Here is a 21,204-nt window from a genome sequence, read left to right on the forward strand (position 1 = left end):
GGTTAAAGGCATTGGATAACACTCTCAAACATCTTGCCATTATTATGGATGGTAATGGCAGGTGGGCTAAATTAAAGAATAAAGCTAGGGTTTATGGGCATAAAAAGGGCGTAAAAACCCTTAAAGACATCACGATCTGGTGCGCTAACCATAAGCTAGAATGCTTGACTTTATACGCTTTTTCTACGGAAAATTGGAAACGCCCTAAAAGTGAAGTGGATTTTTTAATGAAGATGCTTAAAAAATACCTTAAAGATGAGCGATCCACTTATTTGGATAATAACATACGCTTCAAGGCGATAGGGGATTTAGAGGGCTTTTCTAAAGAATTGAGAGACACGATCTTGCAGCTTGAAAACGATACCAGGCATTTTAAGGATTTTACGCAAGTTTTAGCCCTTAATTACGGATCTAAAAACGAGCTTTCAAGGGCCTTTAAAAGCTTGCTAGAAAGCCCGCCTAGCAATATAAGCCTTTTAGAAAGCTTAGAAAATGAAATTTCTAATCGTTTAGACACGCGCGATTTGCCGGAAGTGGATTTATTGTTACGAACAGGGGGGGAAATGCGCTTGTCTAATTTTTTATTGTGGCAGTCCAGCTATGCAGAATTGTTTTTCACGCCGATTTTGTGGCCTGATTTCACCCCTAAAGATTTAGAAAATATCATTAGCGATTTTTACAAAAGAGTGCGCAAATTCGGGGAATTAAAATGCTAGTAGAAATAGAGAATTTGACTAAAACCTATGGGAGTTTGAAAGCGTTAGACAATATCAATTTGAAACTACCCAAACAGCAATTTATAGGGCTTTTAGGCCCTAATGGAGCGGGTAAAACCACTCTGTTAAAAATTTTAGCCGGATTGAATTTGAACTATCAGGGGGAAGTGAAAATTTTAAACCAAAAGATCGGCATAGAAACTAAAAAAAGCGTGGCGTTTTTAAGCGATGGCGATTTTTTAGACCCTAAATTAACGCCTTTAAAAGCGATCGCTTTTTACAAGGATTTTTTTAGCGATTTTGATTCATCAAAAGCCCTAGATTTACTCAAACGCTTCAGCGTGCCTTTAAAAAGAGAATTCAAAGCCCTTTCAAAAGGCATGAGGGAAAAATTACAGCTGATCTTAACCCTATCGCGAAACGCTTCTTTGTATCTTTTTGATGAGCCGGTGGCTGGGATTGACCCTATCGCCAGAGAAGAGATTTTTGAACTCATCGCTAAGGAATTTAGCCAAAACGCAAGCTTGTTAGTCTCTACGCATTTGGTGGTGGATGTGGAAAAGTATTTAGATAGCGCGATTTTTTTAAAAGAAGCTAAAGTAGTGGCTTTTGGGGGTGTGGGAGAATTGAAAAAAGGGTATAGCAGTTTGGAAGTAGCGTATAAAGAAAGGTTGAAATAGATCAGTAAAGGATTTCCTATTGAGTGATAATACTTTAAGAAATACTAAAAGCGTTTTTTATAATAATATAAAAGATTTTGACGCTAGTTAAAGGATAACTTCTTAAAAAAGCGCTCTTTAGGGTTAGGGGGTTTAGTTTGGGGTTGTAGGGGGAATGATTTCAAAATACCCTTATCCCCTTAAGGGAATGAGTTTTACTATTAAAAATAAAATCTAAAGTCATGTCTAATTATAACAGATGGCTTGATTGCTAAAGATTGTATGGTTGCAGATGAAGCCTAAGATTGAATTGCGAGTTATCGCTTTGTTGGTGGTGAGATCTTTAGAAAAAATCTTTTTAGTAATATTTATGTTGGGTTTGGGTTTCGTTGAGTTTAGGTTTCATTAAGTTTAATGGGGTATTAAAATTAGAGATGGTTAGAATTTTTGTCTTATTCTATTTTTTGGTAGAATAATAATTTTTCACAAGGAATTACACATGAATAATATTTGGTTTCAGTATAAAATTGGCAAGCAACTAGATGCATTAGAAATTGAAGATTCTTTATGTCTTTCTTTATTCAAATCTCTTGAAAATTGTATTAAGTTTAAAAAACTTAGCAATATTGGATTAAAAGAAGCAGAAATTAAAAGAGATACTGAAATTTTAAGAGAAAAAAATCTTAAAGAACAGCGTAGGCAAAAAGAAGAGCAAGAAAAAAAATCTCAAGAGAATTTTCAAAAGTTTTTAGAATTTTGCAAACAACAAAATCGTGTTCTTAAAAAATTTGATAACACCAATTTTTCGTTTGAATGCGATGAACCGGCTACAAAAAAGCCCTTAAAAAACCCTACAAACAACATTCTTAACTCCCATCAAAATACACAGCCACAAAACAATACTAAAATGTTTGATTATTTTGATAATCCTATGTTTAGGTATTGAAGTGAAAAAAGCATTATACATAACAAGCAAAATAACTCTTTGGTTATTGGCACTTTTAGGTGTTTATGCTTTAGTGATCTTTGTTGCACTTAAAACCTATTATCAAAATAAAGGCTATAGTATTTTAACATTTGGAGTAATTATAATGACAGAAGAAACCTATGAAGCCTATCTTGATACGAATATTAAACAATTGGAAGAGATAAGAAATCAAAAGCTTAATAAAGCATTGGAATTGTGCAAACAATCAGGTCTTGTCCTTAGAGCGTTTGACGGCAAAAATTTTTCATTTAAATGCGATGAACCAAATCGCTCTAAACCCTAACGAAAAGATAGATCCTTAGAATTTTAATTTTTCTAAAAATTAAGAGCAAAAAATTAGAAATTCGAACGCAATTGAAACCTTACCGCCCATACCCACGACTATAACTTCTCTCGTTTTCTATCTTTTGATTGTGTTTTTTATGCTGTATAGTTTTACATGGAATTTCTTTAAAATTTAAGTATAATTGTAAGCATCGCCTAGATGATTCGTGTTTCTTATTGATGGCAAGTTCGTTGAAAAAATAAGTTAGGCTAAGGTAGTGGTTTTTGTGTGATGGCATTTTTTAAATCTGCCCCTAAGAAAATCCTCCTAGCCTTATTAGTGTAGGTTTGTTGAACTTATGCGCATGTAAAAGTAGCGGTCATCTGGGTTTAAAAACAACCACATTGCAGGAAAGACATGAAAGATAACAACAACTATAATGTTTTAATTGTGGGGAATAAGGGGCGGGAGTATGCTTTGGCTCAAAGGCTTCAGCAAGATGAGCGAGTGAATGCTTTGTATTTTTGTTTGGGTAATGGTGGCACTCAAGATTTAGGCGAGAATCTGGAATGCGAACATTACGAGCATATCGTGGAATTAGCCCTGAAAAAACAGATCCATTTAGCCATCATTTCAGAAGAAGAACTTTTGGTTTTAGGGCTTACAGAGATGTTAGAAAAAGCGGGGATTTTAGTGTTTGGGGCTTCTAAAGAAGCGGCTAGGTTAGAGGCTTCTAAAAGCTATATGAAAGCTTTTGTTAAAGAGTGCGGCATCAAAAGCGCGTCTTACTTTGAAACAAACGATTTAAAAGAAGCTCTCAATTACATTCAAAACGCTTCTTTCCCCTTAGTGATTAAAGCGTTGAATAAAAACACAAGCATTGTCCATCAAGAAGAAGAAGCGATAAAAATCCTTGAAGACGCTTTCAAACAAAGCAATGAGCCTGTGATCATAGAGCCTTTTTTAGAGGGGTTTGAGCTTTCAGTTACAGCGCTCATAGCCAATGATGATTTTATCTTGTTGCCCTTTTGCCAAAACTACAAACGCTTATTAGAGGGGGATAATGGAGTCAATACAGGGGGTATGGGGGCCATCGCTCCTGCAAACTTTTTCTCTAATGAATTAGAAGAGAAAATAAAAAATCATATCTTTAAACCCACTTTAGAGAAGCTTCAGGCTGATAACACGCCTTTTAAAGGGGTTTTGCTCGCTGAAATTGTGGTCATAGAAGAAAAGGGCGTTTTAGAGCCGTATTTATTGGATTTTAGCGTGCGTTTTAAAGATATTGAATGCCAGACGATTTTACCTCTTGTAGAAAATCCGCTACTAGATTTGTTTTTAGCCACAGCTAGAGGGGAATTAAATTCTCTTGAATTGGTGTTTTCTAAAGAATTTGTGATGAGTGTCGCGCTTGTTTCTAGGAATTACCCCACTAGCTCTTCGCCCAAACAAACCCTTTATATTGATCCGGTTGATGAAAAAAAGGGTCATTTGATTTTAGGGGAGGTGGAGCAGGATAATGGCGTGTTTGAAAGCAGTGGAGGGAGGGTGATCTTTGCCATTGGCAGAGGAAAATCCTTATTAGAAGCCAGAAACCATGCTTATGAAATCGCTCAAAAGGTGCATTTTGAAGGCATGTTTTACCGCAAGGATATTGGTTTTAAGGTGTTGGATTTGAAAGAATATTCTTGAAGTTTAAGACAAACCAAAGAGTTTGTCTTGTTTGTTTTTGAATGCGCTCTCCAAATTTAGAAAAAGAAGAAACTGAAATCATAGAAACACTCCTTATGCGTGAAAAAATGCGTTTATGCCCCTTGTATTGGCGTATCTTAGCGTTTTTAACCGATGGTTTGTTGGTAGCGTTTTTATTGAGCGATCTTTTAGACGCATGCGGTTTCTTGCATTCTTTATATTGGCTGACTAACCCCATTTATCACAGCGTGTTTGTTGTAATGAGTTTTATCGTCTTGTATGGCGTTTATGAAATCTTTTTTGTGTGTTTGTGCAAGATGAGTTTGGCTAAACTGGTTTTTAGGATTAAAATTATTGATATTTATTTAGCAGATTGCCCCAGTAGGGCTATTTTATTGAAGCGTTTAGGGTTAAAGATCGTGGTTTTTCTATACCCTTTTTTATGGTTTGTAGTGTTTAAAAACCCCTATCATAGGGCGTGGCATGAAGAAAAAAGCAAAAGTCTTTTGGTGTTGTTTTAATCATGATTTATTGGTTGTATTTGGCGGTCTTTTTTTTGTTGGGTGCATTAGACGCTAAAGAAATCGCTATGCAACGATTTGACAAACAAAACCATAAGATTTTTGAAATCCTTGCGGATAAAGTGAGCGCTAAAGACAATGTGATAACCGCATCAGGGAATGCGATCTTGTTGAATTATGATGTGTATATTTTAGCGGACAAGGTGCGTTATGATACCAAGACCAAAGAAGCGTTATTAGAGGGGAATATCAAGGTTTATAGGGGCGAGGGCTTACTCATTAAAACCGATTACGTGAAATTGAGTTTGAATGAAAAATATGAAATCGTTTTCCCCTTTTATGTTCAAGATAGCGTGAGCGGGATTTGGGTGAGCGCGGATATTGCTAGCGGGAAGGATCAAAAATACAAGATTAAAAACATGAGCGCTTCAGGGTGCAGCATTGATAACCCCATTTGGCATGTCAATGCGACTTCAGGCTCATTCAACATGCAAAAATCGCATTTGTCTATGTGGAATCCTAAGATCTATGTCGGTGATATTCCTGTATTGTATTTGCCCTATATTTTCATGTCCACTAGCAATAAAAGAACGACCGGGTTTTTATACCCTGAGTTTGGCACTTCCAATTTAGACGGCTTTATTTATTTGCAACCCTTTTATTTAGCCCCCAAAAACTCATGGGATATGACCTTTACCCCACAAATCCGCTATAAAAGGGGTTTTGGCTTGAATTTTGAAGCGCGCTACATTAACTCTAAAAACGACAGGTTTTTATTCAACGCGCGCTATTTTAGGAATTACACTCAATACGTCAAACGCTATGATTTGAGGAATCAAAATATCTACGGGTTTGAATTTTTAAGCTCTAGCAGGGACACTCTACAAAAATACTTTCATCTTAAGTCTAATATTGACAACGGGCATTACATTGACTTTTTATACATGAACGATTTGGACTATGTGCGTTTTGAAAAGGTCAATAAGCGCATCACAGACGCCACGCACATGTCTAGGGCGAATTACTATTTGCAAACAGAAAACAATTATTACGGCTTGAATATCAAGTATTTTTTAAACCTGAATAAAATCAACAATAACCGCACTTTCCAATCTGTCCCTAATTTGCAATACCATAAATATTTAAATTCTTTGTATTTTAGAAATTTGTTGTATTCGGTGGATTATCAGTTTAGAAACACCGCAAGAGAGATTGGCTATGGCTATGTGCAAAACGCTTTGAACGTGCCGGTGGGCTTGCAATTTTCTTTGTTTAAAAAGTATTTGTCTGTAGGGCTTTGGAACGATCTCCAACTATCTAACGTGGCTTTAATGCAATCTAAAAATTCTTTCGTGCCTACGATCCCTAATGAATCAAGGGAATTTGGGAACTTTGTGTCTTCAAATTTTTCCATGTATGTCAATACGGATTTAGCCAGAGAATACAACAAGCTTTTCCACACGATCCAATTGGAAGCGGTTTTCAACATCCCTTATTACACCTTTAAAAACGGCTTGTTTTCTCAAAACATGTATGCTTTAAGCGCGCAAGCCTTAAACAGCTACACTTCGCCTTTATTGAGAGATTATGATTATCAAGGGCGTTTGTATGACTCTGTGTGGAATCCTAGCAGTATTTTACCCAGCGATGCGAGCAATAAGACGGTGAATTTAACCCTAACGCAATACCTCTATGGCTTAGGAGGGCAAGAGTTATTGTATTTTAAAATATCGCAACTCATCAATCTTGACGATAAAGTTTCGCCCTTTAGAATGCCACTAGAGAGCAAGATCGGGTTTTCGCCCTTAACAGGATTGAATATCTTTGGGAATGTCTTTTATTCGTTTTATCAAAACCGCCTAGAAGAAATCTCTGTGAACGCCAATTACCAACGCAAGTTTTTAAGCTTTAACCTCTCCTATTTTTTAAAAAACAATTTTAGCAGTGGGATTAATAGCATTGTAGAAAATCCTGCGGATTATTTAAAGGCGGGTTTTAGCAACGACTTTGGTTATTTTTCCATGAGCGCGGATGTGGGTTATGATATTAGAAATAATGTGATCTTAAATTGGAATGTGGGGATTTATAAAAAAATCCGTTGTTTTGGGATTGGCTTTCAATTCGTCAACCAACGACGCCCTATCCTCACCGGCGATCCCAACCAACCTATAAGAGTGTTTGAAAATAACTATGTTAAGCTAGAATTAGACTTTTCACCGATCACTAAAACCAATGTAACTTACCGCTCTTTACAGCGTAAGTGAAAAAAGGAATGCATTTGAATACGGATTTTAGCCATATCACCGATATAGAGGGCATGCGTTTTATCAATGAAGAAGACGCTTTGAACAAATTGATCAATGAAATCCACACGCGCCATGTTGATTTAAAAGATTCCATCATGCTCGCTTTGAGTTTTAACGCTCTGTATTTAGCTAACGCTTTAGCGCAAAAATTTGGAGCGACTTATGATATACTTTTTTTAGAACCTATCCTAGCCCCTTTAAACTCAAAATGCGAGATCGCTTTGGTGAGTGAGAGCATGGATATAGTGATGAATGAAAGTTTGATCAATTCCTTTGACATCACTTTAGACTATGTTTATGGGGAAGCCAAGCGAGCTTATGAAGAAGACATTTTGTCTCACATCTATCAGTATCGCAAAGGCAATGCGATCAAAAGTTTAAAAGATAAAAATATTTTTATCGTAGATAGGGGGATTGAAACCGGTTTTAGAGCAGGGTTAGGCGTGCAAACTTGCTTGAAAAAAGAATGTCAAGACATTTATATTTTAACCCCCATTGTCGCGCAAAATGTCGCTCAAGGCTTAGAAAGTTTGTGCGATGGGGTGATTAGCGTGTACCGCCCTGAATGCTTTGTCTCTGTGGAGCATCATTATAAAGAACTCAAGCGATTAAGCAATGAAGAAATTGAAAAATACTTGGGCGCTAACAACGCGCCCAATTTAAAAAAGGAACATTAAATATGGATTTTATCACCATCAATTCTGGTAACAAAACCGAAGAGTTCGCTCTCAAACAAGTGGCTAAACAAGCCACTAGCTCTCTTTTATATCGCTTAGGAAAAACCATCATTTTAGCGAGCGTGTGCGCAGAAAGAGAGCCTGTGAGTGAAGATTTTCTGCCTTTAGTGGTGCAGTTTTTAGAAAAATTTTACGCAGCCGGAAAGATCCCGGGCGGTTTTGTTAAAAGAGAAGGCAGGGCGCAAGATTTTGAAATCTTAACCTCTAGGCTTATAGACAGGACTTTACGCCCTTTATTCCCTAAAGACTACCGCTACCCTACACAGATCACTTTAATGGTTTTAAGCCATGATATTGAAAATGACTTGCAGGTTTCTGCTTTAAACGCCGCTTCAGCCGCTCTCTTTTTGGCCCGTATCGCTCCCATTAAAAGCGTGAGCGCTTGCAGGATCGCTAGGATTGGTAACGAATTTATCATTAACCCTAACACAAGCCTTTTGAATCAATCCAGTTTGGATTTGTTCGTGTCCGGCACGAAAGAGAGTCTGAACATGATAGAAATGCGCTCTTTGGGGCAAAAATTAAACGCTTTAGAAGAGCCTTTGATGCTAAAAGCTTTAGAATTGGCTCAAAAAAGTTTGAAAGAAACTTGCACGCTTTATGAAGAGGTTTTCACGCCCCACCAAAACGAGCTGCTTTTCAAAGAGAGCCAAGGAATAGTCTTTAATGAAAGGCTGTTAGATTTATTGAAAAATCAGTATTTTGATGAAATCATCAAAGGCATTGAAAGTTCTGCTTTGAGCGAGCGAGAAAACGTTTTCAATGAAATTGCCAAAAAGATCAGTGAAGCCCACTCAGAATTCAGTTTAGAAGAAATTGGATTGTCTTTAGAAAAAGTGAAAAAAACGGAGATAAGACGCATGATCATTAAGGATAAAATCCGCCCGGATAAGCGCGCGTTAGAAGAAGTGCGGCCTATTTTGATAGAAAGCGGTTTGCTCCCTATGGCGCATAGCTCCATTTTATTCACTAGGGGGCAAACTCAAAGCTTGGTGGTAGGGGTTTTAGGCACGGATAATGACGCTCAAACCCATGAGAGTTTGGAGCATAAAGCCCCTATTAAAGAGCGCTTCATGTTTCATTATAATTTCCCTCCTTTTTGCGTGGGCGAAGCGAGCTCTATTGGCGCGGTTTCAAGGCGCGAATTAGGGCATGGGAATTTGGCTAAAAGAGCCTTAGAAACGAGCATTAAAAATAAAGAGCAGGTGATACGATTGGTTTCTGAGATTTTAGAAAGCAATGGTTCAAGCTCAATGGCGAGCGTGTGCGCAGGGTCTTTAGCCCTTTATGCAAGCGGTGTGGAAATTTATGATTTAGTCGCTGGGGTGGCTATGGGCATGGTGAGCGAAGGGCAAGATCACGCTATTTTAAGCGATATTAGCGGATTAGAAGACGCAGAAGGCGATATGGATTTTAAGATTGCCGGGAATTTAGAAGGCATTACGGCTATGCAAATGGATACCAAAATGAGCGGTATCCAATTAGAGGTTTTATACCAAGCCTTACTCCAAGCCAAAGAAGCGCGAGAACACATTTTAAAAATCATGCATGAAGCGAAAGAAAAGATCGTGATCAATTTTTCTAACTTGCCTGCAACGGAGATTTTTAATGTCGCGCCCGATAAAATTGTAGAAATTATCGGTCAAGGGGGGCGTGTGATCAGAGAGATAGTGGAAAAGTTTGAGGTTAAAATTGATTTGAACAAACCGAGCGGTGAAGTGAAGATCATGGGGAATAAAGAACGGGTTTTGAAAACCAAGGAATTTATTTTAAACTATTTGCATTCTTTAGATCAAGAATTGGAGCAATACGCTATTGATGAGGTATTAGAAGCTCAAGTGAAACGAATCGTGGATTTTGGGGCGTTTTTAAGTTTGCCTAAGGGGGGTGAAGGCTTGTTAAGAAAGCAAAACATGGACAGGTGTCAAGTGGTTTTAAAAGAAGGCGATAGCATCAGGTGTAGGGTGATTAGTTTCAATAAGGGTAAAATCGCTTTAGATTTGGCTTAAAGTTTTAAAAAGCGTTTTTTAAAAGCGTTTTTAAGCTAGTTTGTATTAAAATAAATCCTTGCTTGTATTTTTGAAAGTAGAGGAACGATTCGAAATGAAAATCAAGCCTAATTTTTGAAACGGAGTGCGAAAATGAAATTTTTAGCGTTATTTTTTCTGGCTTTAGCGGGCGTTGCTTTTGCTCATGATGGCGGAATGGGTGGGATGGATATGATTAAATCTTATTCCATCTTAGGAGCGATGATCGGTTTAGGGATTGCCGCTTTTGGTGGGGCGATCGGCATGGGGAATGCGGCCGCAGCGACCATTACAGGCACAGCGAGGAACCCAGGAGTGGGCGGTAAATTGCTCACCACTATGTTTGTGGCCATGGCGATGATTGAAGCGCAAGTGATTTACACTCTAGTGTTTGCTATTATCGCTATTTATAGTAACCCATTCTTGAGTTAAGGGTTTGATGGGCTAAATTATTGCTTAAAAAGCATGATTTAGCTATAATGTTTGCTTTAAATTTTTAGCACTGGTGGTGGAATTGGTAGACACGCCATCTTGAGGGGGTGGTGGGAGCAATCTCGTGCGAGTTCGAGTCTCGCCCAGTGCACCATTAAGTTTCTTTAAGGAATAAGTGGGTATAATCTCACTCTTTGCTCTATATACGCCGAAGTGGTGGAATTGGTAGACACGCTAGACTCAAAATCTGGTGGGAGCAATCCCGTGTCGGTTCGAGTCCGACCTTCGGCACCATTACCGATAATCTTTTTCAGTCTGCATTTTTATTTTTTTCATTAAAATAGTTTTATTCCAAATAAATGCCAAATAAATGAATGATGGATTAGTGGGTTTTTAAGCCTTTTTTAAAGGGTTGTTTAATCCATTATAAAAGGGGTGTGAGTTTAGGTATAATGACAAGAAAAATTTGCATCAAGTTTTATTGGAATGGATGAGAAAAAATCTGCTTAAGTCATGTTGATTCAAATATATTCCAACCGGAGACTCTATCATGCTGGATTTGTCTTATAGCCTGGAGCGTGTCTTGCAAGAAGACCCGGCAGCTAGGAATAAGTGGGAGGTTCTTTTGCTTTATCCAGGCATTCATGCATTGCTTTGCCACCGCCTAGCACATGCGTTGCACAAGCGGAGGTTTTATTTTATTGCACGCACTCTTTCTCAGTTAGCACGCTTTATTACCGGGATAGAAATCCACCCAGGCGCTAAGATTGGGAGAGGGCTTTTTATTGATCATGGCATGGGTGTGGTGATTGGCGAGACCACAGAGATTGGAGATGATGTTACCATTTATCATGGCGTAACTCTAGGGGGCACGGGCAAGTTCAAGGGCAAGCGCCACCCTACTTTAGGCAACCGAGTGGTGGTGGGGGCAGGGGCTAAGGTCTTGGGCGCGATTTGCGTGGGCGATGATGTAAAGATTGGGGCTAATGCGGTGGTGCTTTCAGATTTACCTACGGGTTCTACGGCTGTAGGCGCTAAAGCTAAAACCATCACAAAGGATCGTTGATTTTAGATAAGCGGTTGAGCTAATTTGTGCCATGCGGTTATTTTGCGGTAAATTGATTAGAATTTATGAAATGTTATAGGGAGGGTTTTTAAAATGAGTAAAAGTAAAAAAGAGTTATTTTTGGAACTTGCACAACCTGATAAAAATGGGGTGAGTCGTTGGGTAAGTGCTATAGAATTTATAGAAAAATATCAAGGATTGCAGCTAGGTAATGGGGGGAGTTGGTGTAGGAATAACTCATCTTTGGCTAAAGAATTTATATTAGAATTTGATAGAGAGCAAGCTCCAGGAAATTCTATTGATAGAATACGCTTGAATGGCTACAATACCAGATGTGTTTTTAACCAAAGTATCCGTTCAAAACATTAAAAATTGCTATAGCCAACAATGTTGCACGATGGGCGGTGGGTGCGGCAACTCTGAAAACACTCAAATAGAAGTGGATCATAAAGACGGCCACAAAGATGAATTAAGAGTTTCTGACTTAAACACACAGACTTTTGATGATTTCCAAGCTTTATGCAAAGCTTGTAACGACAAGAAACGTCAGATTTGTAAAAAATGCAAAGAAAGTGGCTACAGATTTGATGCAACAAAAATTCCTGGCAATCATTATCCTTTCTATGAGGGGGTGGCTGAATATGATGGTTGTGTGGGCTGTTATCAATATGACCCCATACAATACAGGAAAACTTGTAATGATAGGATATACAATGAAGGGTATCAAAAAGGTTATGGTGAGGGGTATCAAATTGGATACCATCAAAAGACTACTTTATAGCGGTTGCAATGAACTACATCGGTTCTAAATACAAGCTCATTCCCTTTATTAAGGAAAATATCCATGCGGTTGTGGGCAAGGATCTTTCTGGTGCGATTTTTTGTGATCTATTCGCTGGGACGGGCATTGTGGGGCGCGCGTTTAAAAATGCTGTCCATAAAATCATTGCTAATGATTTGGAATATTATAGCTTTGTTTTGAATCAAAATTATATCGGCAACATTCAAGAAATCCCTAATAAAGAAGAGCTTATTGATGAAATTAATAGCGTTGCTTTAAAAAAAGGCTTTATTTATTCGCATTATTCTTTAGAGGGGGGTTCAAGGCAGTATTTTAGCGGAACAAACGCTCAAAAAATTGATGCGATGCGTTTAAAAATTGAAGAGCTTAAGCTTTCTCAAAACATTGATAATCATGCGTATTATTTTTTGCTCGCATCGCTATTAGAAAGCGCAGACAAGGTGGCTAACACCGCTTCAGTGTATGGGGCCTTTTTAAAACGCCTTAAAAAAAGCGCTCAAAAAGAACTCTTCTTAAAAGGCGCTCATTTTGATTTGAGTTTAAACGCTAACGAAGTGTATCAGCAAGACGCTAGCGAACTGATCAAAAAGATTTCAGGGGATATTTTGTATTTAGACCCTCCTTATAACGCGAGGCAATACGGGGCGAATTACCATTTATTAAACACGATTGCTATTTATACGCCCTTTGCTCCAAAAGGCAAAACCGGCTTGCCCGGTTATCAGAAATCATCGTTTTGCTCTCGCGCTAAAATCTTAAACGCTTTTGAAAATTTAATCAAAACAGCGCGATTCAAATATATCTTTTTAAGCTATAACAATGAAGGGCTTATGAGCGAAACAGAGATTGGAAATATTTTAAAAAAATACGGCGCTTACTCCTTAATGACCAAAACCTACATGCGTTTTAAAGCGGATAACAAACGCGCCCACAAAGCCGCACACACCAAAGAGTGTTTGCATATTCTTATCAAATAAGAGTCAAAATAGTCCAACCTTTAAAGGGCAAAAATAATCGCTTAAATACCGCTTGAATAAGGTAAAATGAATCCAAAATAAGCCTATAAAAAAGGGGAAATCATGGCACTTGAAGTGGTTTTATGGGATTTTGATGGCGTGATTTTTGACAGCATGCATTTAAAATATGAAGGGTTTAAGGCGTTGTTTCAAAAGCATGGCAACAAGAATCAAGAGGATTTGAAGCAATTTGAAGTTTATCACTATCAAAGTGGGGGGATTTCAAGGAATGAAAAAATCCAATATTTTTATAACGAGATTTTAAAAACCTCTATCGCTCAAGAAGAAGTGGATGCGTTAGCCCTAGAGTTTGGCGCTATTATAGAACAAAAGCTTTTTGATAGGGGGCATTTGAATAGCGAAGTGATGGCGTTTATTGATAAGCATTATAAAAATCATGTTTTCCATATCGCTTCAGCGGCCTTGCATAGCGAATTGCAAGTGTTGTGCGAGTTTTTAGGGATCATTAAGTATTTTAAGAGCGTTGAAGGGAGTCCGCCTAATAAACCCAAAATCATCGCTAATATCATTCAAAAATACGCCTACAACCCAAGCCGCATGCTAATGATAGGCGATAGCGTCAATGACTATGAAAGCGCTAAAGCTAATGAAGTGGCGTTTTTGGGCTATAACAGCAAGGTTTTGAAAAATTTAGTGGGTCAAAACGGCTATCAAGGGAAGTATTTGGAGAGCTTTAAAGGGTTTGATTTGCAAAACTTTATAAAAGAGTGAAGCCAATTTTAGCCAAGATTATCTTTGTGTTGGCTCATATCAATGATGACTTCACAGCGTTCGATCGTGCTTAAGCGGTGGGCGATAACGATCAGGGTTTTATTTTTAGCGATTTGATAGATTTCATCCATGATTTTACTCTCGGTTTCATTGTCTAGGGCCGAAGTGGCTTCATCTAAAACCAAAATTTCAGGGTTATCGTATAAGGCTCTTGCAATGCCTATGCGCTGTTTTTGGCCGCCGCTAAGCTTAGCGCCCCCTTCGCCCACTTGGGTTTTAAGGCCCTCATGCTCGCATAAAAAATCATAAATATGAGCCATTTTGCACACCTTAATCAAGCGTTTTTCATCTATGGCACTCCCAAAAGCGATATTATCCCCCACAGTGCCATCAAAAAGGTAAATATTTTGGGGGATATAGCCTATTTTTTTACGCCATGAGCGCCTGTTTTCGTTGGTTAAAAGGGTGTTATCAATAAAAATTTCCCCGCTTTTAGGGTAAGTAAGCCCCATAATAATATCCGCCAGCGTGGATTTTCCGCACCCGCTATGGCCTATGAGAGCGACTTTTTGACCTTTTTGAATGGTGAGGTTAAAATTTTTTAAAACCGGGTGTTTTGACTTATAAGCGAATGAAATGTTTTGAAGAGTGATTTTTTCATTAAAGTCTAAAGGGACTAAATCCTCTTCAACGATGGTTTTAGAAAGGCTTTTAAAAACAATGTTGGTCGCAGACTGGTTGTAAGCGATTTCATTATAATAGTTGATCACTCCAGTCACAGAAGGGAGCGTGCGATAAAGCGCTAGAGCATACATAGAAATGGTAGGGAGCACCATTTTAGCTTCGCCGTATTTGAATAAAATGTAAGCGACTGCTAAAATCAACAAGCTAAAGCCCACCGTTTCTATTGAATACCTGGGGACCACTTGCAAAGTGGTGTAAATAATCTCGGTGTCATGGGCTTTACGGCTATTTTCTCCAAAAAGCTTGTGGGCTTCTTCGTGGTTGTCTTTGAGTTTAGTGATTTTGAAATTGCTGAAAAATTTTGAAAAAACCTTAAGCGTTTGCGCTTTGGATTTGGCAGCCATCTCGCCCTTTTTTTTGATAAGAACGGTGACTTTTTTAACAATAAGAAAAATTTGTAAGGCGAGAATCATCGTAAAAACGAGCGTTATTTTCCAATTAGTTAATATGAGCGTGGAATAGAAAAAAACGATCACGGTTAATTCAGTGAGTAAATTCAAAAAAGCGTTAAAGCTCATAAACATGCCCTCTGCTTTATTGTTGATAATGTCTCTTAAAGAATCCAAGTTGTGGTTAAGGTGGGAGAGGTAGTTGCTTTTAATGTGTTGTAAAAAAAGTTGTTGCTTGATTTGATAAGCTTTCTTATTGGAAAAACGCCCTTTCAAATAAGTGAAAGACACCCCATAAAACATCCTGAACAAATAAATCCCCACCAAGCAAAAACTAAAGAAATACATAAGGCGAACGGGAGATGAAAAATGGAAAAAATCATAAACCATTTTCCAGTCTTTATCGTCTAAAGCCCTGCTAGGATCGGAAGCGAGAGTGATAAAAGGCATTAGGAGGGTTAGGGACATCACTTCCACAAAAGAAGAAAAAACCGCCATCAGCACAAGCAGGAAAAAAACCATTTTTTCCTTGAAAGTGATGAGCATGTAGATTTGCTTTAAAGAACGCAAAAAATATTTTAAAGTAGAAATTTTATGTTTTTTTTTCGCCATAATTTAAGTGTCCATAAATTCTTTTATATGTAATAAGCTTGAGCTGTGTTAAGCCAAATTGAGCTAGATTATAGCTAAATTTTAACCATGCTCTGTGCCATACGAATAATTTAGCTTTCTGTCATCCTTTCTTGACAAGTCAAGTATAAAACTGCTATAATCCCAAGTCTTTGATTATTTTAGTTGCTGGCTTAGCTCAGTTGGTAGAGCAGCTGCCTTGTAAGCAGCAGGTCGGGGGTTCAAGTCCCTTAGCCAGCTCCAGTTAAAATGTTATTTTGCGAAGTTTTTGGTGAGATACTCAAGTGGCCAACGAGGGCAGACTGTAAATCTGCTGACTATGTCTTCCGTGGTTCGAATCCACGTCTCACCACCATTTTGTTTTATAGATGCGGGAATAGCTCAGTTGGCTAGAGCATCAGCCTTCCAAGCTGAGGGTCGCGGGTTCGAGTCCCGTTTCCCGCTCCATTTTTAGGATAACATTTTAGTTTTTGAGACGCCTATATAGCTCAGAGGCAGAGCACTTCCTTGGTAAGGAAGAGGTCGGCGGTTCAATTCCGCTTATAGGCTCCAGTTTATAATCTCTTGAATGGCGGTAAGACAAAAATGTCTTAAATTTTGTGGTAGCATTTAGGAATACTTAGGATTTTGTTTAGTATAATTCTAAAATCCATTTCAAAAATTAAGGAGAAATACAAATGGCAAAAGAAAAGTTTAATAGAACTAAGCCGCATGTTAATATTGGAACCATAGGGCATGTAGACCATGGTAAAACGACTTTGAGTGCAGCGATTTCAGCGGTGCTTTCTTTGAAAGGTCTTGCAGAAATGAAAGACTATGATAATATTGATAACGCCCCTGAAGAAAAAGAAAGAGGGATCACTATCGCTACTTCTCACATTGAATATGAGACTGAAAACAGACACTATGCGCATGTGGATTGCCCGGGACACGCTGACTATGTAAAAAACATGATCACCGGTGCGGCGCAAATGGACGGAGCGATTTTGGTTGTTTCTGCAGCTGATGGCCCTATGCCTCAAACCAGAGAACATATCTTATTGTCTCGTCAAGTAGGCGTGCCTCACATCGTCGTTTTCTTAAACAAACAAGACATGGTAGATGACCAAGAATTGTTAGAGCTGGTAGAAATGGAAGTGCGCGAATTGTTGAGCGCGTATGAATTCCCTGGTGATGACACTCCTATTATAGCGGGTTCAGCTTTAAGAGCTTTAGAAGAAGCGAAGGCTGGCAATGTGGGTGAATGGGGTGAAAAAGTGCTTAAGCTCATGGCTGAAGTGGATGCCTATATCCCTACTCCAGAAAGAGACACTGAAAAAACTTTCTTGATGCCGGTTGAAGATGTGTTCTCTATTGCGGGTAGAGGGACTGTGGTTACAGGTAGGATTGAAAGAGGTGTGGTGAAAGTAGGCGATGAAGTGGAAATCGTTGGTATCAGAGCTACACAAAAAACGACTGTAACCGGTGTAGAAATGTTTAGAAAAGAGTTAGAAAAAGGTGAGGCCGGCGATAATGTGGGCGTGCTTTTGAGAGGAACTAAAAAAGAAGAAGTAGAGCGCGGTATGGTTCTATGCAAACCAGGTTCTATCACTCCGCACAAGAAATTTGAGGGAGAAATTTATGTCCTTTCTAAAGAAGAAGGCGGGAGACACACTCCATTCTTCACCAACTACCGTCCGCAATTCTATGTGCGCACGACTGATGTGACTGGCTCTATCACCCTTCCTGAAGGCGTAGAAATGGTTATGCCTGGCGATAATGTTAAAATCACTGTAGAGTTGATTAGCCCTGTTGCGTTAGAGTTGGGAACTAAATTTGCGATTCGTGAAGGCGGTAGGACCGTTGGTGCTGGTGTTGTGAGCAATATTATTGAATAATATTAGCAAAAAGAGTTACCATAAAGGGTCATTATGAAAGTTAAAATAGGGTTGAAGTGTTCTGATTGTGAAGATATCAATTACAGCACAACCAAGAACGCTAAAACTAACACTGAAAAACTGGAGCTTAAGAAGTTCTGCCCAAGGGAAAATAAGCACACTCTTCATAAAGAAATCAAATTGAAGAGCTAGCTCTTTCTTTTGTGTTGTGATTGAAAAGGAGGGGAGGTTAGGTCAGTAGCTCCAATGGTAGAGCGTCGGTCTCCAAAACCGGTTGTTGGGGGTTCGAGTCCCTCCTGACCTGCCATCTACTATTTATTCTATCAAATTTGTGTTTCAGTTGGATTGTTTTTAAATTTTTTAATTTTAGTTTAAGCTATTTTGGATAGAATTGAAAATTCTTTTAATATAAATGTATTAAGTTTAAGTGAGGGCGAAAAGAAACTATGGATAAATGGCTCATGCAATATAAATTAGCTAGAGAAGAGCTTTCTAAAGTGATATTTCCTATTAAAGAGCAGATACGCAATGCACTTGTTTCTGTTTTGGTGGTGGTGAGTGCTATCACGCTGTTTTTAGCTTTGTTGGATTTTTCTCTAGGGGCTTTTGTCTCTAGTGTTCTATAGGTTGGTGGCTTTAAATAAGGAGAGTAATGATGGATTGGTATGCCATACAAACTTATTCAGGGAGCGAGCAGTCCGTTAAGAAAGCGATTGAGAATCTGGCGAACGATCATAATATAAGAGATAGGATACAAGAGATCATTGTGCCTACTGAAGATATTATAGAGGTTTCTAAAAAAAGCAAGACGAAGGTAACGGAACGAAGCCTTTATCCTGGGTATGTTTTTATTAAGGTGGATTTAGATACGGTTTTGTGGCATAAGATACAATCTTTGCCAAGGGTGAGCCGTTTTATTGGAGAAAACAAAAAGCCAACCCCATTGAGTGAAGCGGATATTGGGCATATTTTAGAAAAAATGAATAACCGAGCAGCCCCCAAGCCAAAAATCTTTTTTGAGCAGGGCGAAGTGGTGCGCGTGGTGGAAGGCCCTTTTGCAAACTTTACCGCTACGGTGGAAGAGTATGATGTGGAACACCGCAAGCTCAAGCTCAATGTTTCTATTTTTGGTAGGAACACTCCAATAGAGATTTTGCATTCGCAAGTGGAAAAAATTATATAACTTTTTAAGGAGAAAACATGGCTAAAAAAGTAGTCGGAGAAATCAAACTTCAAATCCCTGCCGGTAAGGCAAACCCTTCACCTCCCGTAGGGCCAGCGTTGGGTCAAAGAGGGGTTAATATCATGGAATTTTGCAAGGCTTTTAACGAGAGAACTAAAGACATGGGGAGTTTTAATATCCCAGTGATTATCACGGTTTATCAAGACAAAAGTTTCACCTTTATCACTAAAAAGCCTCCGGTAACGGATTTGATCAAAAAAGCTTCTGGGGTTGAAAAAGGTTCTGACAACCCGCTTAAAAACAAGATTGCAAAGCTCACCCACAAGCAAGTGGAAGAGATCGCGCAATTGAAAATGGAAGATTTAAACACAAGCACCATGGAAGCGGCCAAAAAAATCGTTATGGGTAGTGCTAGGAGCATGGGCGTAGAAGTTGTGGATTGATTGGGTTTTGTTGGTATTGAAAGAAATTTTTAAGGATTAGAATCGTGGCAAAAAAAGTGTTTAAAAGATTGGAAAAACTTTTTTCTAAAATTCAAAACGATAAAGCGTATGGCGTAGAGCAAGGCGTAGAGGTGGTTAAATCCCTCGCTTCAGCCAAATTTGATGAAACCGTGGAAGTAGCGTTAAGACTAGGGGTTGATCCAAGGCATGCGGATCAAATGGTGCGCGGTGCGGTGGTGCTTCCTCATGGAACAGGGAAAAAAGTAAGAGTGGCCGTTTTTGCAAAAGACATTAAGCAAGATGAAGCCAAAAACGCTGGGGCTGATGTCGTTGGCGGAGACGATTTGGCTGAAGAAATCAAAAATGGCCGTATTGATTTTGACATGGTGATTGCAACGCCTGATATGATGGCGGTTGTCGGTAAGGTGGGTAGGATTTTAGGCCCTAAAGGTTTGATGCCAAACCCCAAAACCGGAACCGTTACGATGGATATTGCTAAAGCGGTTAGTAACGCTAAAAGCGGTCAAGTGAATTTCAGGGTGGATAAAAAGGGCAATGTTCATGCCCCTATTGGTAAGGCGAGTTTTCCTGAAGAAAAAATCAAAGAAAACATGCTTGAGTTGGTTAAAACGATCAACCGCCTAAAACCCAGTAGTGCGAAAGGCAAGTATATTAGAAACGCCGCTCTTTCGCTCACCATGTCGCCTTCAGTGAGTTTGGATGCACAAGAATTGATGGATATTAAATAGCGTTAGGAGTTTTTAATCTTAGGCTGAAGATCGTAAGAGCTAAAAAGCTTAAAATTTCTTTTTTAAAAAGATAATCTTGCAGAGGTCTAGTCTAGAAAGGAGGAAAAAATGCAAAAACAACATCAAAGGCAGCATAAAGTAGAGCTAGTCGCTAACTTAAAATCGCAATTTGCAGATGCCAAAGCCCTTTTAATTTGCGATTATAAGGGTCTTAGCGTGAGAAAGTTGGAAGCTTTAAGGAATAAGGCTCGCAATCAAGGCATTAAAGTGCAAGTGATTAAGAACACTCTTGCTCATATTGCCATGAAAGAGACCGGCTATTCTGATTTGGATTTGAAAGAAACCAATGTGTTTTTGTGGGGCGATGATCAAATCGCTCTCTCTAAGCTCGTGTTTGATTTCCAAAAAGAGCATAAAGATCATTTTGTGTTGAAAGCGGGCTTGTTTGATAAAGAAAGCGTTAGCGTAGCTCATGTGGAAGCGGTTTCAAAACTCCCAAGCAAAGAAGAGCTTATGGGAATGTTGCTTTCTGTTTGGACGGCTCCGGTGCGTTATTTTGTTACGGGTTTAGACAATTTGCGTAAAGCGAAAGAAGAAAACTAAGAGCCTATGATGGCTTTAATTTAAAAAATTTGAAGGATTGGATTATGGCAATTTCAAAAGAAGAAGTGTTAGAGTATATTGGTTCATTGAGCGTTTTAGAGCTTTCTGAATTGGTTAAAATGTTTGAGGAAAAATTTGGCGTGAGTGCGACTCCAACGGTCGTAGCGGGTGCGGCTGTAGCTGGCGGTGCAGCGGCTGAGAGCGAAGAAAAAACCGAATTTAATGTGATTTTGGCTGATAGCGGTGCTGAAAAAATTAAGGTGATTAAAGTGGTTCGTGAAATCACCGGACTTGGTCTGAAAGAAGCTAAAGACGCCACCGAAAAAACCCCTCATGTGCTTAAAGAGGGCGTGAATAAAGAAGAAGCTGAAACCATCAAGAAGAAACTTGAAGAAGTAGGCGCTAAGGTTGAAGTCAAGTAAGACTTAAAAACAGAAAGGCCTTTGTGCCTTTCTCTGATCTAGTGCGGCAGATGATTTTGCTCCATGATTTTGTTTGTGAGCGTGTGGCCTAAAGTGGTTAGTATTGCAGGTGGGTTTTTGGTGTTTTTATCATGGATGGTTCTAAAGTTTAAAGATCCTTTTGCAATGCTTACTTGAATTAATGCATTAAATAACTCAAAATTTT

General features: G+C 38.8%; 22 protein-coding genes, 7 tRNA genes and 1 pseudogene. 29 read left to right on the forward strand and 1 reads right to left on the reverse strand.

What is annotated here, in order from left to right:
• Positions 1–11: 11 nt before the first annotated feature.
• The 16 genes and pseudogenes from DV63_RS13735 to DV63_RS13820 all read left to right on the forward strand — a co-directional run bounded on the left by DV63_RS13735 (position 12) and on the right by DV63_RS13820 (position 13,959).
• Positions 12–716, forward strand: a complete 705-nt coding sequence (locus DV63_RS13735) for a di-trans,poly-cis-decaprenylcistransferase (RefSeq protein ID WP_000370698.1) — start codon at positions 12–14, stop codon at positions 714–716.
• On the forward strand, positions 710–1,396 hold the full coding sequence (locus DV63_RS13740; protein ID WP_000959607.1) for an ABC transporter ATP-binding protein: 687 nt from the start codon (positions 710–712) through the stop codon (positions 1,394–1,396). The genes DV63_RS13735 and DV63_RS13740 overlap by 7 nt, the downstream gene beginning before the upstream one ends.
• A 478-nt stretch (positions 1,397–1,874) precedes the next feature.
• Positions 1,875–2,321: a hypothetical protein gene (locus DV63_RS13750; RefSeq protein WP_001865994.1), complete on the forward strand. Its 447-nt coding sequence runs from the start codon at positions 1,875–1,877 to the stop codon at positions 2,319–2,321.
• A 1-nt stretch (position 2,322) separates the two neighbouring features.
• Positions 2,323–2,646 (forward strand): hypothetical protein, encoded by a 324-nt coding sequence (locus DV63_RS13755; protein ID WP_017179795.1) that lies wholly within the window; start codon positions 2,323–2,325, stop codon positions 2,644–2,646.
• Positions 2,647–3,045: 399 nt separating this feature from the next.
• The gene (purD, locus tag DV63_RS13765) at positions 3,046–4,320 is read left to right on the forward strand and encodes a phosphoribosylamine--glycine ligase (RefSeq protein ID WP_000654416.1); all 1,275 of its coding nucleotides are present in this window, start codon (positions 3,046–3,048) and stop codon (positions 4,318–4,320) included.
• Between the two features lie 41 nt (positions 4,321–4,361).
• Complete coding sequence (locus DV63_RS13770; RefSeq protein ID WP_001257397.1) at positions 4,362–4,841, forward strand: RDD family protein; 480 nt, start codon at positions 4,362–4,364, stop codon at positions 4,839–4,841.
• A gap of 2 nt (positions 4,842–4,843) precedes the next feature.
• Positions 4,844–7,105, forward strand: a complete 2,262-nt coding sequence (locus DV63_RS13775) for an LPS-assembly protein LptD (RefSeq protein WP_000641009.1) — start codon at positions 4,844–4,846, stop codon at positions 7,103–7,105.
• Positions 7,106–7,119: 14 nt separating this feature from the next.
• Positions 7,120–7,824, forward strand: a complete 705-nt coding sequence (locus DV63_RS13780; protein WP_017179794.1) for a phosphoribosyltransferase — start codon at positions 7,120–7,122, stop codon at positions 7,822–7,824.
• Positions 7,825–7,826: 2 nt separating this feature from the next.
• Entirely contained in the window at positions 7,827–9,893 is a 2,067-nt protein-coding gene (locus DV63_RS13785; protein ID WP_000345762.1) for a polyribonucleotide nucleotidyltransferase, read from the forward strand.
• A 132-nt stretch (positions 9,894–10,025) separates the two neighbouring features.
• A complete protein-coding gene (locus tag DV63_RS13790; protein ID WP_000669961.1) occupies positions 10,026–10,343 on the forward strand; it encodes a F0F1 ATP synthase subunit C in 318 nt (105 codons plus the stop codon).
• Positions 10,344–10,410: 67 nt separating this feature from the next.
• Positions 10,411–10,497: transfer RNA gene (locus DV63_RS13795), tRNA-Leu, on the forward strand.
• A 53-nt stretch (positions 10,498–10,550) separates the two neighbouring features.
• A tRNA-Leu gene (locus DV63_RS13800) sits at positions 10,551–10,637 on the forward strand.
• Positions 10,638–10,893: 256 nt separating this feature from the next.
• On the forward strand, positions 10,894–11,409 hold the full coding sequence (gene cysE / locus DV63_RS13805; RefSeq protein WP_000886336.1) for a serine O-acetyltransferase: 516 nt from the start codon (positions 10,894–10,896) through the stop codon (positions 11,407–11,409).
• Between the two features lie 93 nt (positions 11,410–11,502).
• Positions 11,503–12,190: pseudogene (locus DV63_RS13810) on the forward strand (NlaIII/IceA1 family type II restriction endonuclease).
• A gap of 8 nt (positions 12,191–12,198) precedes the next feature.
• The gene (locus tag DV63_RS13815) at positions 12,199–13,188 is read left to right on the forward strand and encodes a DNA adenine methylase (RefSeq protein ID WP_001106553.1); all 990 of its coding nucleotides are present in this window, start codon (positions 12,199–12,201) and stop codon (positions 13,186–13,188) included.
• Between the two features lie 102 nt (positions 13,189–13,290).
• A complete protein-coding gene (locus tag DV63_RS13820) occupies positions 13,291–13,959 on the forward strand; it encodes an HAD family hydrolase (protein ID WP_001163041.1) in 669 nt (222 codons plus the stop codon).
• 8 nt (positions 13,960–13,967) lie between these two features.
• Here DV63_RS13820 and DV63_RS13825 read toward each other — a convergent pair whose 3' ends face one another.
• Positions 13,968–15,704 (reverse strand): ABC transporter ATP-binding protein/permease, encoded by a 1,737-nt coding sequence (locus DV63_RS13825; RefSeq protein ID WP_001074959.1) that lies wholly within the window; start codon positions 15,702–15,704, stop codon positions 13,968–13,970.
• Positions 15,705–15,889: 185 nt separating this feature from the next.
• Here DV63_RS13825 and DV63_RS13830 point away from each other — a divergent pair.
• The 13 genes from DV63_RS13830 (at position 15,890) to rplL (ending at position 20,999) form a co-directional block, all read left to right on the forward strand.
• Positions 15,890–15,965: transfer RNA gene (locus DV63_RS13830), tRNA-Thr, on the forward strand.
• Positions 15,966–15,992: 27 nt separating this feature from the next.
• A tRNA-Tyr gene (locus DV63_RS13835) sits at positions 15,993–16,077 on the forward strand.
• A gap of 15 nt (positions 16,078–16,092) precedes the next feature.
• Positions 16,093–16,169 (forward strand) — tRNA-Gly (locus tag DV63_RS13840).
• A 30-nt stretch (positions 16,170–16,199) separates the two neighbouring features.
• Positions 16,200–16,274 (forward strand) — tRNA-Thr (locus DV63_RS13845).
• A 125-nt stretch (positions 16,275–16,399) separates the two neighbouring features.
• Positions 16,400–17,599 carry an elongation factor Tu gene (tuf, locus tag DV63_RS13850; RefSeq protein WP_001040572.1) on the forward strand — a complete coding sequence of 400 codons (1,200 nt, stop codon included), beginning with the start codon at positions 16,400–16,402 and terminating at the stop codon, positions 17,597–17,599.
• 33 nt (positions 17,600–17,632) lie between these two features.
• On the forward strand, positions 17,633–17,791 hold the full coding sequence (gene rpmG / locus DV63_RS13855; protein ID WP_000865159.1) for a 50S ribosomal protein L33: 159 nt from the start codon (positions 17,633–17,635) through the stop codon (positions 17,789–17,791).
• A gap of 39 nt (positions 17,792–17,830) precedes the next feature.
• Positions 17,831–17,906: transfer RNA gene (locus DV63_RS13860), tRNA-Trp, on the forward strand.
• Between the two features lie 139 nt (positions 17,907–18,045).
• On the forward strand, positions 18,046–18,225 hold the full coding sequence (gene secE, locus DV63_RS13865) for a preprotein translocase subunit SecE (protein ID WP_000362125.1): 180 nt from the start codon (positions 18,046–18,048) through the stop codon (positions 18,223–18,225).
• 29 nt (positions 18,226–18,254) lie between these two features.
• Positions 18,255–18,782, forward strand: a complete 528-nt coding sequence (gene nusG / locus DV63_RS13870; RefSeq protein ID WP_001846772.1) for a transcription termination/antitermination protein NusG — start codon at positions 18,255–18,257, stop codon at positions 18,780–18,782.
• Positions 18,783–18,799: 17 nt separating this feature from the next.
• Positions 18,800–19,225 (forward strand): 50S ribosomal protein L11, encoded by a 426-nt coding sequence (gene rplK / locus DV63_RS13875; RefSeq protein ID WP_001085997.1) that lies wholly within the window; start codon positions 18,800–18,802, stop codon positions 19,223–19,225.
• 44 nt (positions 19,226–19,269) lie between these two features.
• Positions 19,270–19,974 carry a 50S ribosomal protein L1 gene (gene rplA, locus DV63_RS13880; protein ID WP_001085839.1) on the forward strand — a complete coding sequence of 235 codons (705 nt, stop codon included), beginning with the start codon at positions 19,270–19,272 and terminating at the stop codon, positions 19,972–19,974.
• A gap of 108 nt (positions 19,975–20,082) precedes the next feature.
• Positions 20,083–20,577, forward strand: coding sequence for a 50S ribosomal protein L10 (gene rplJ / locus DV63_RS13885; protein ID WP_001171738.1), 495 nt, complete (start codon positions 20,083–20,085; stop codon positions 20,575–20,577).
• A gap of 44 nt (positions 20,578–20,621) precedes the next feature.
• The gene (rplL, locus tag DV63_RS13890; protein WP_001018228.1) at positions 20,622–20,999 is read left to right on the forward strand and encodes a 50S ribosomal protein L7/L12; all 378 of its coding nucleotides are present in this window, start codon (positions 20,622–20,624) and stop codon (positions 20,997–20,999) included.
• Positions 21,000–21,204 lie beyond the last annotated feature (205 nt).

This window comes from Helicobacter pylori FD535, from assembly GCF_000296015.2.
GTDB classification, from domain to species: Bacteria; Campylobacterota; Campylobacteria; order Campylobacterales; family Helicobacteraceae; genus Helicobacter; species Helicobacter pylori_CT.

Coding starts and splice junctions, on each gene's coding strand:
- DV63_RS13740 (WP_000959607.1), top strand. CDS start 710: ATGCTAGTAGAAATAGAGAATTTGACTAAAACCTATGGGAGTTTGAAA.
- DV63_RS13750 (WP_001865994.1), top strand. CDS start 1,875: ATGAATAATATTTGGTTTCAGTATAAAATTGGCAAGCAACTAGATGCA.
- purD (WP_000654416.1), top strand. CDS start 3,046: ATGAAAGATAACAACAACTATAATGTTTTAATTGTGGGGAATAAGGGG.
- DV63_RS13770 (WP_001257397.1), top strand. CDS start 4,362: ATGCGCTCTCCAAATTTAGAAAAAGAAGAAACTGAAATCATAGAAACA.
- DV63_RS13775 (WP_000641009.1), top strand. CDS start 4,844: ATGATTTATTGGTTGTATTTGGCGGTCTTTTTTTTGTTGGGTGCATTA.
- DV63_RS13785 (WP_000345762.1), top strand. CDS start 7,827: ATGGATTTTATCACCATCAATTCTGGTAACAAAACCGAAGAGTTCGCT.
- DV63_RS13790 (WP_000669961.1), top strand. CDS start 10,026: ATGAAATTTTTAGCGTTATTTTTTCTGGCTTTAGCGGGCGTTGCTTTT.
- cysE (WP_000886336.1), top strand. CDS start 10,894: ATGCTGGATTTGTCTTATAGCCTGGAGCGTGTCTTGCAAGAAGACCCG.
- DV63_RS13815 (WP_001106553.1), top strand. CDS start 12,199: ATGAACTACATCGGTTCTAAATACAAGCTCATTCCCTTTATTAAGGAA.
- DV63_RS13820 (WP_001163041.1), top strand. CDS start 13,291: ATGGCACTTGAAGTGGTTTTATGGGATTTTGATGGCGTGATTTTTGAC.
- DV63_RS13825 (WP_001074959.1), bottom strand. CDS start 15,704: ATGGCGAAAAAAAAACATAAAATTTCTACTTTAAAATATTTTTTGCGT.
- tuf (WP_001040572.1), top strand. CDS start 16,400: ATGGCAAAAGAAAAGTTTAATAGAACTAAGCCGCATGTTAATATTGGA.
- rpmG (WP_000865159.1), top strand. CDS start 17,633: ATGAAAGTTAAAATAGGGTTGAAGTGTTCTGATTGTGAAGATATCAAT.
- secE (WP_000362125.1), top strand. CDS start 18,046: ATGGATAAATGGCTCATGCAATATAAATTAGCTAGAGAAGAGCTTTCT.
- nusG (WP_001846772.1), top strand. CDS start 18,255: ATGGATTGGTATGCCATACAAACTTATTCAGGGAGCGAGCAGTCCGTT.
- rplK (WP_001085997.1), top strand. CDS start 18,800: ATGGCTAAAAAAGTAGTCGGAGAAATCAAACTTCAAATCCCTGCCGGT.
- rplJ (WP_001171738.1), top strand. CDS start 20,083: ATGCAAAAACAACATCAAAGGCAGCATAAAGTAGAGCTAGTCGCTAAC.
- rplL (WP_001018228.1), top strand. CDS start 20,622: ATGGCAATTTCAAAAGAAGAAGTGTTAGAGTATATTGGTTCATTGAGC.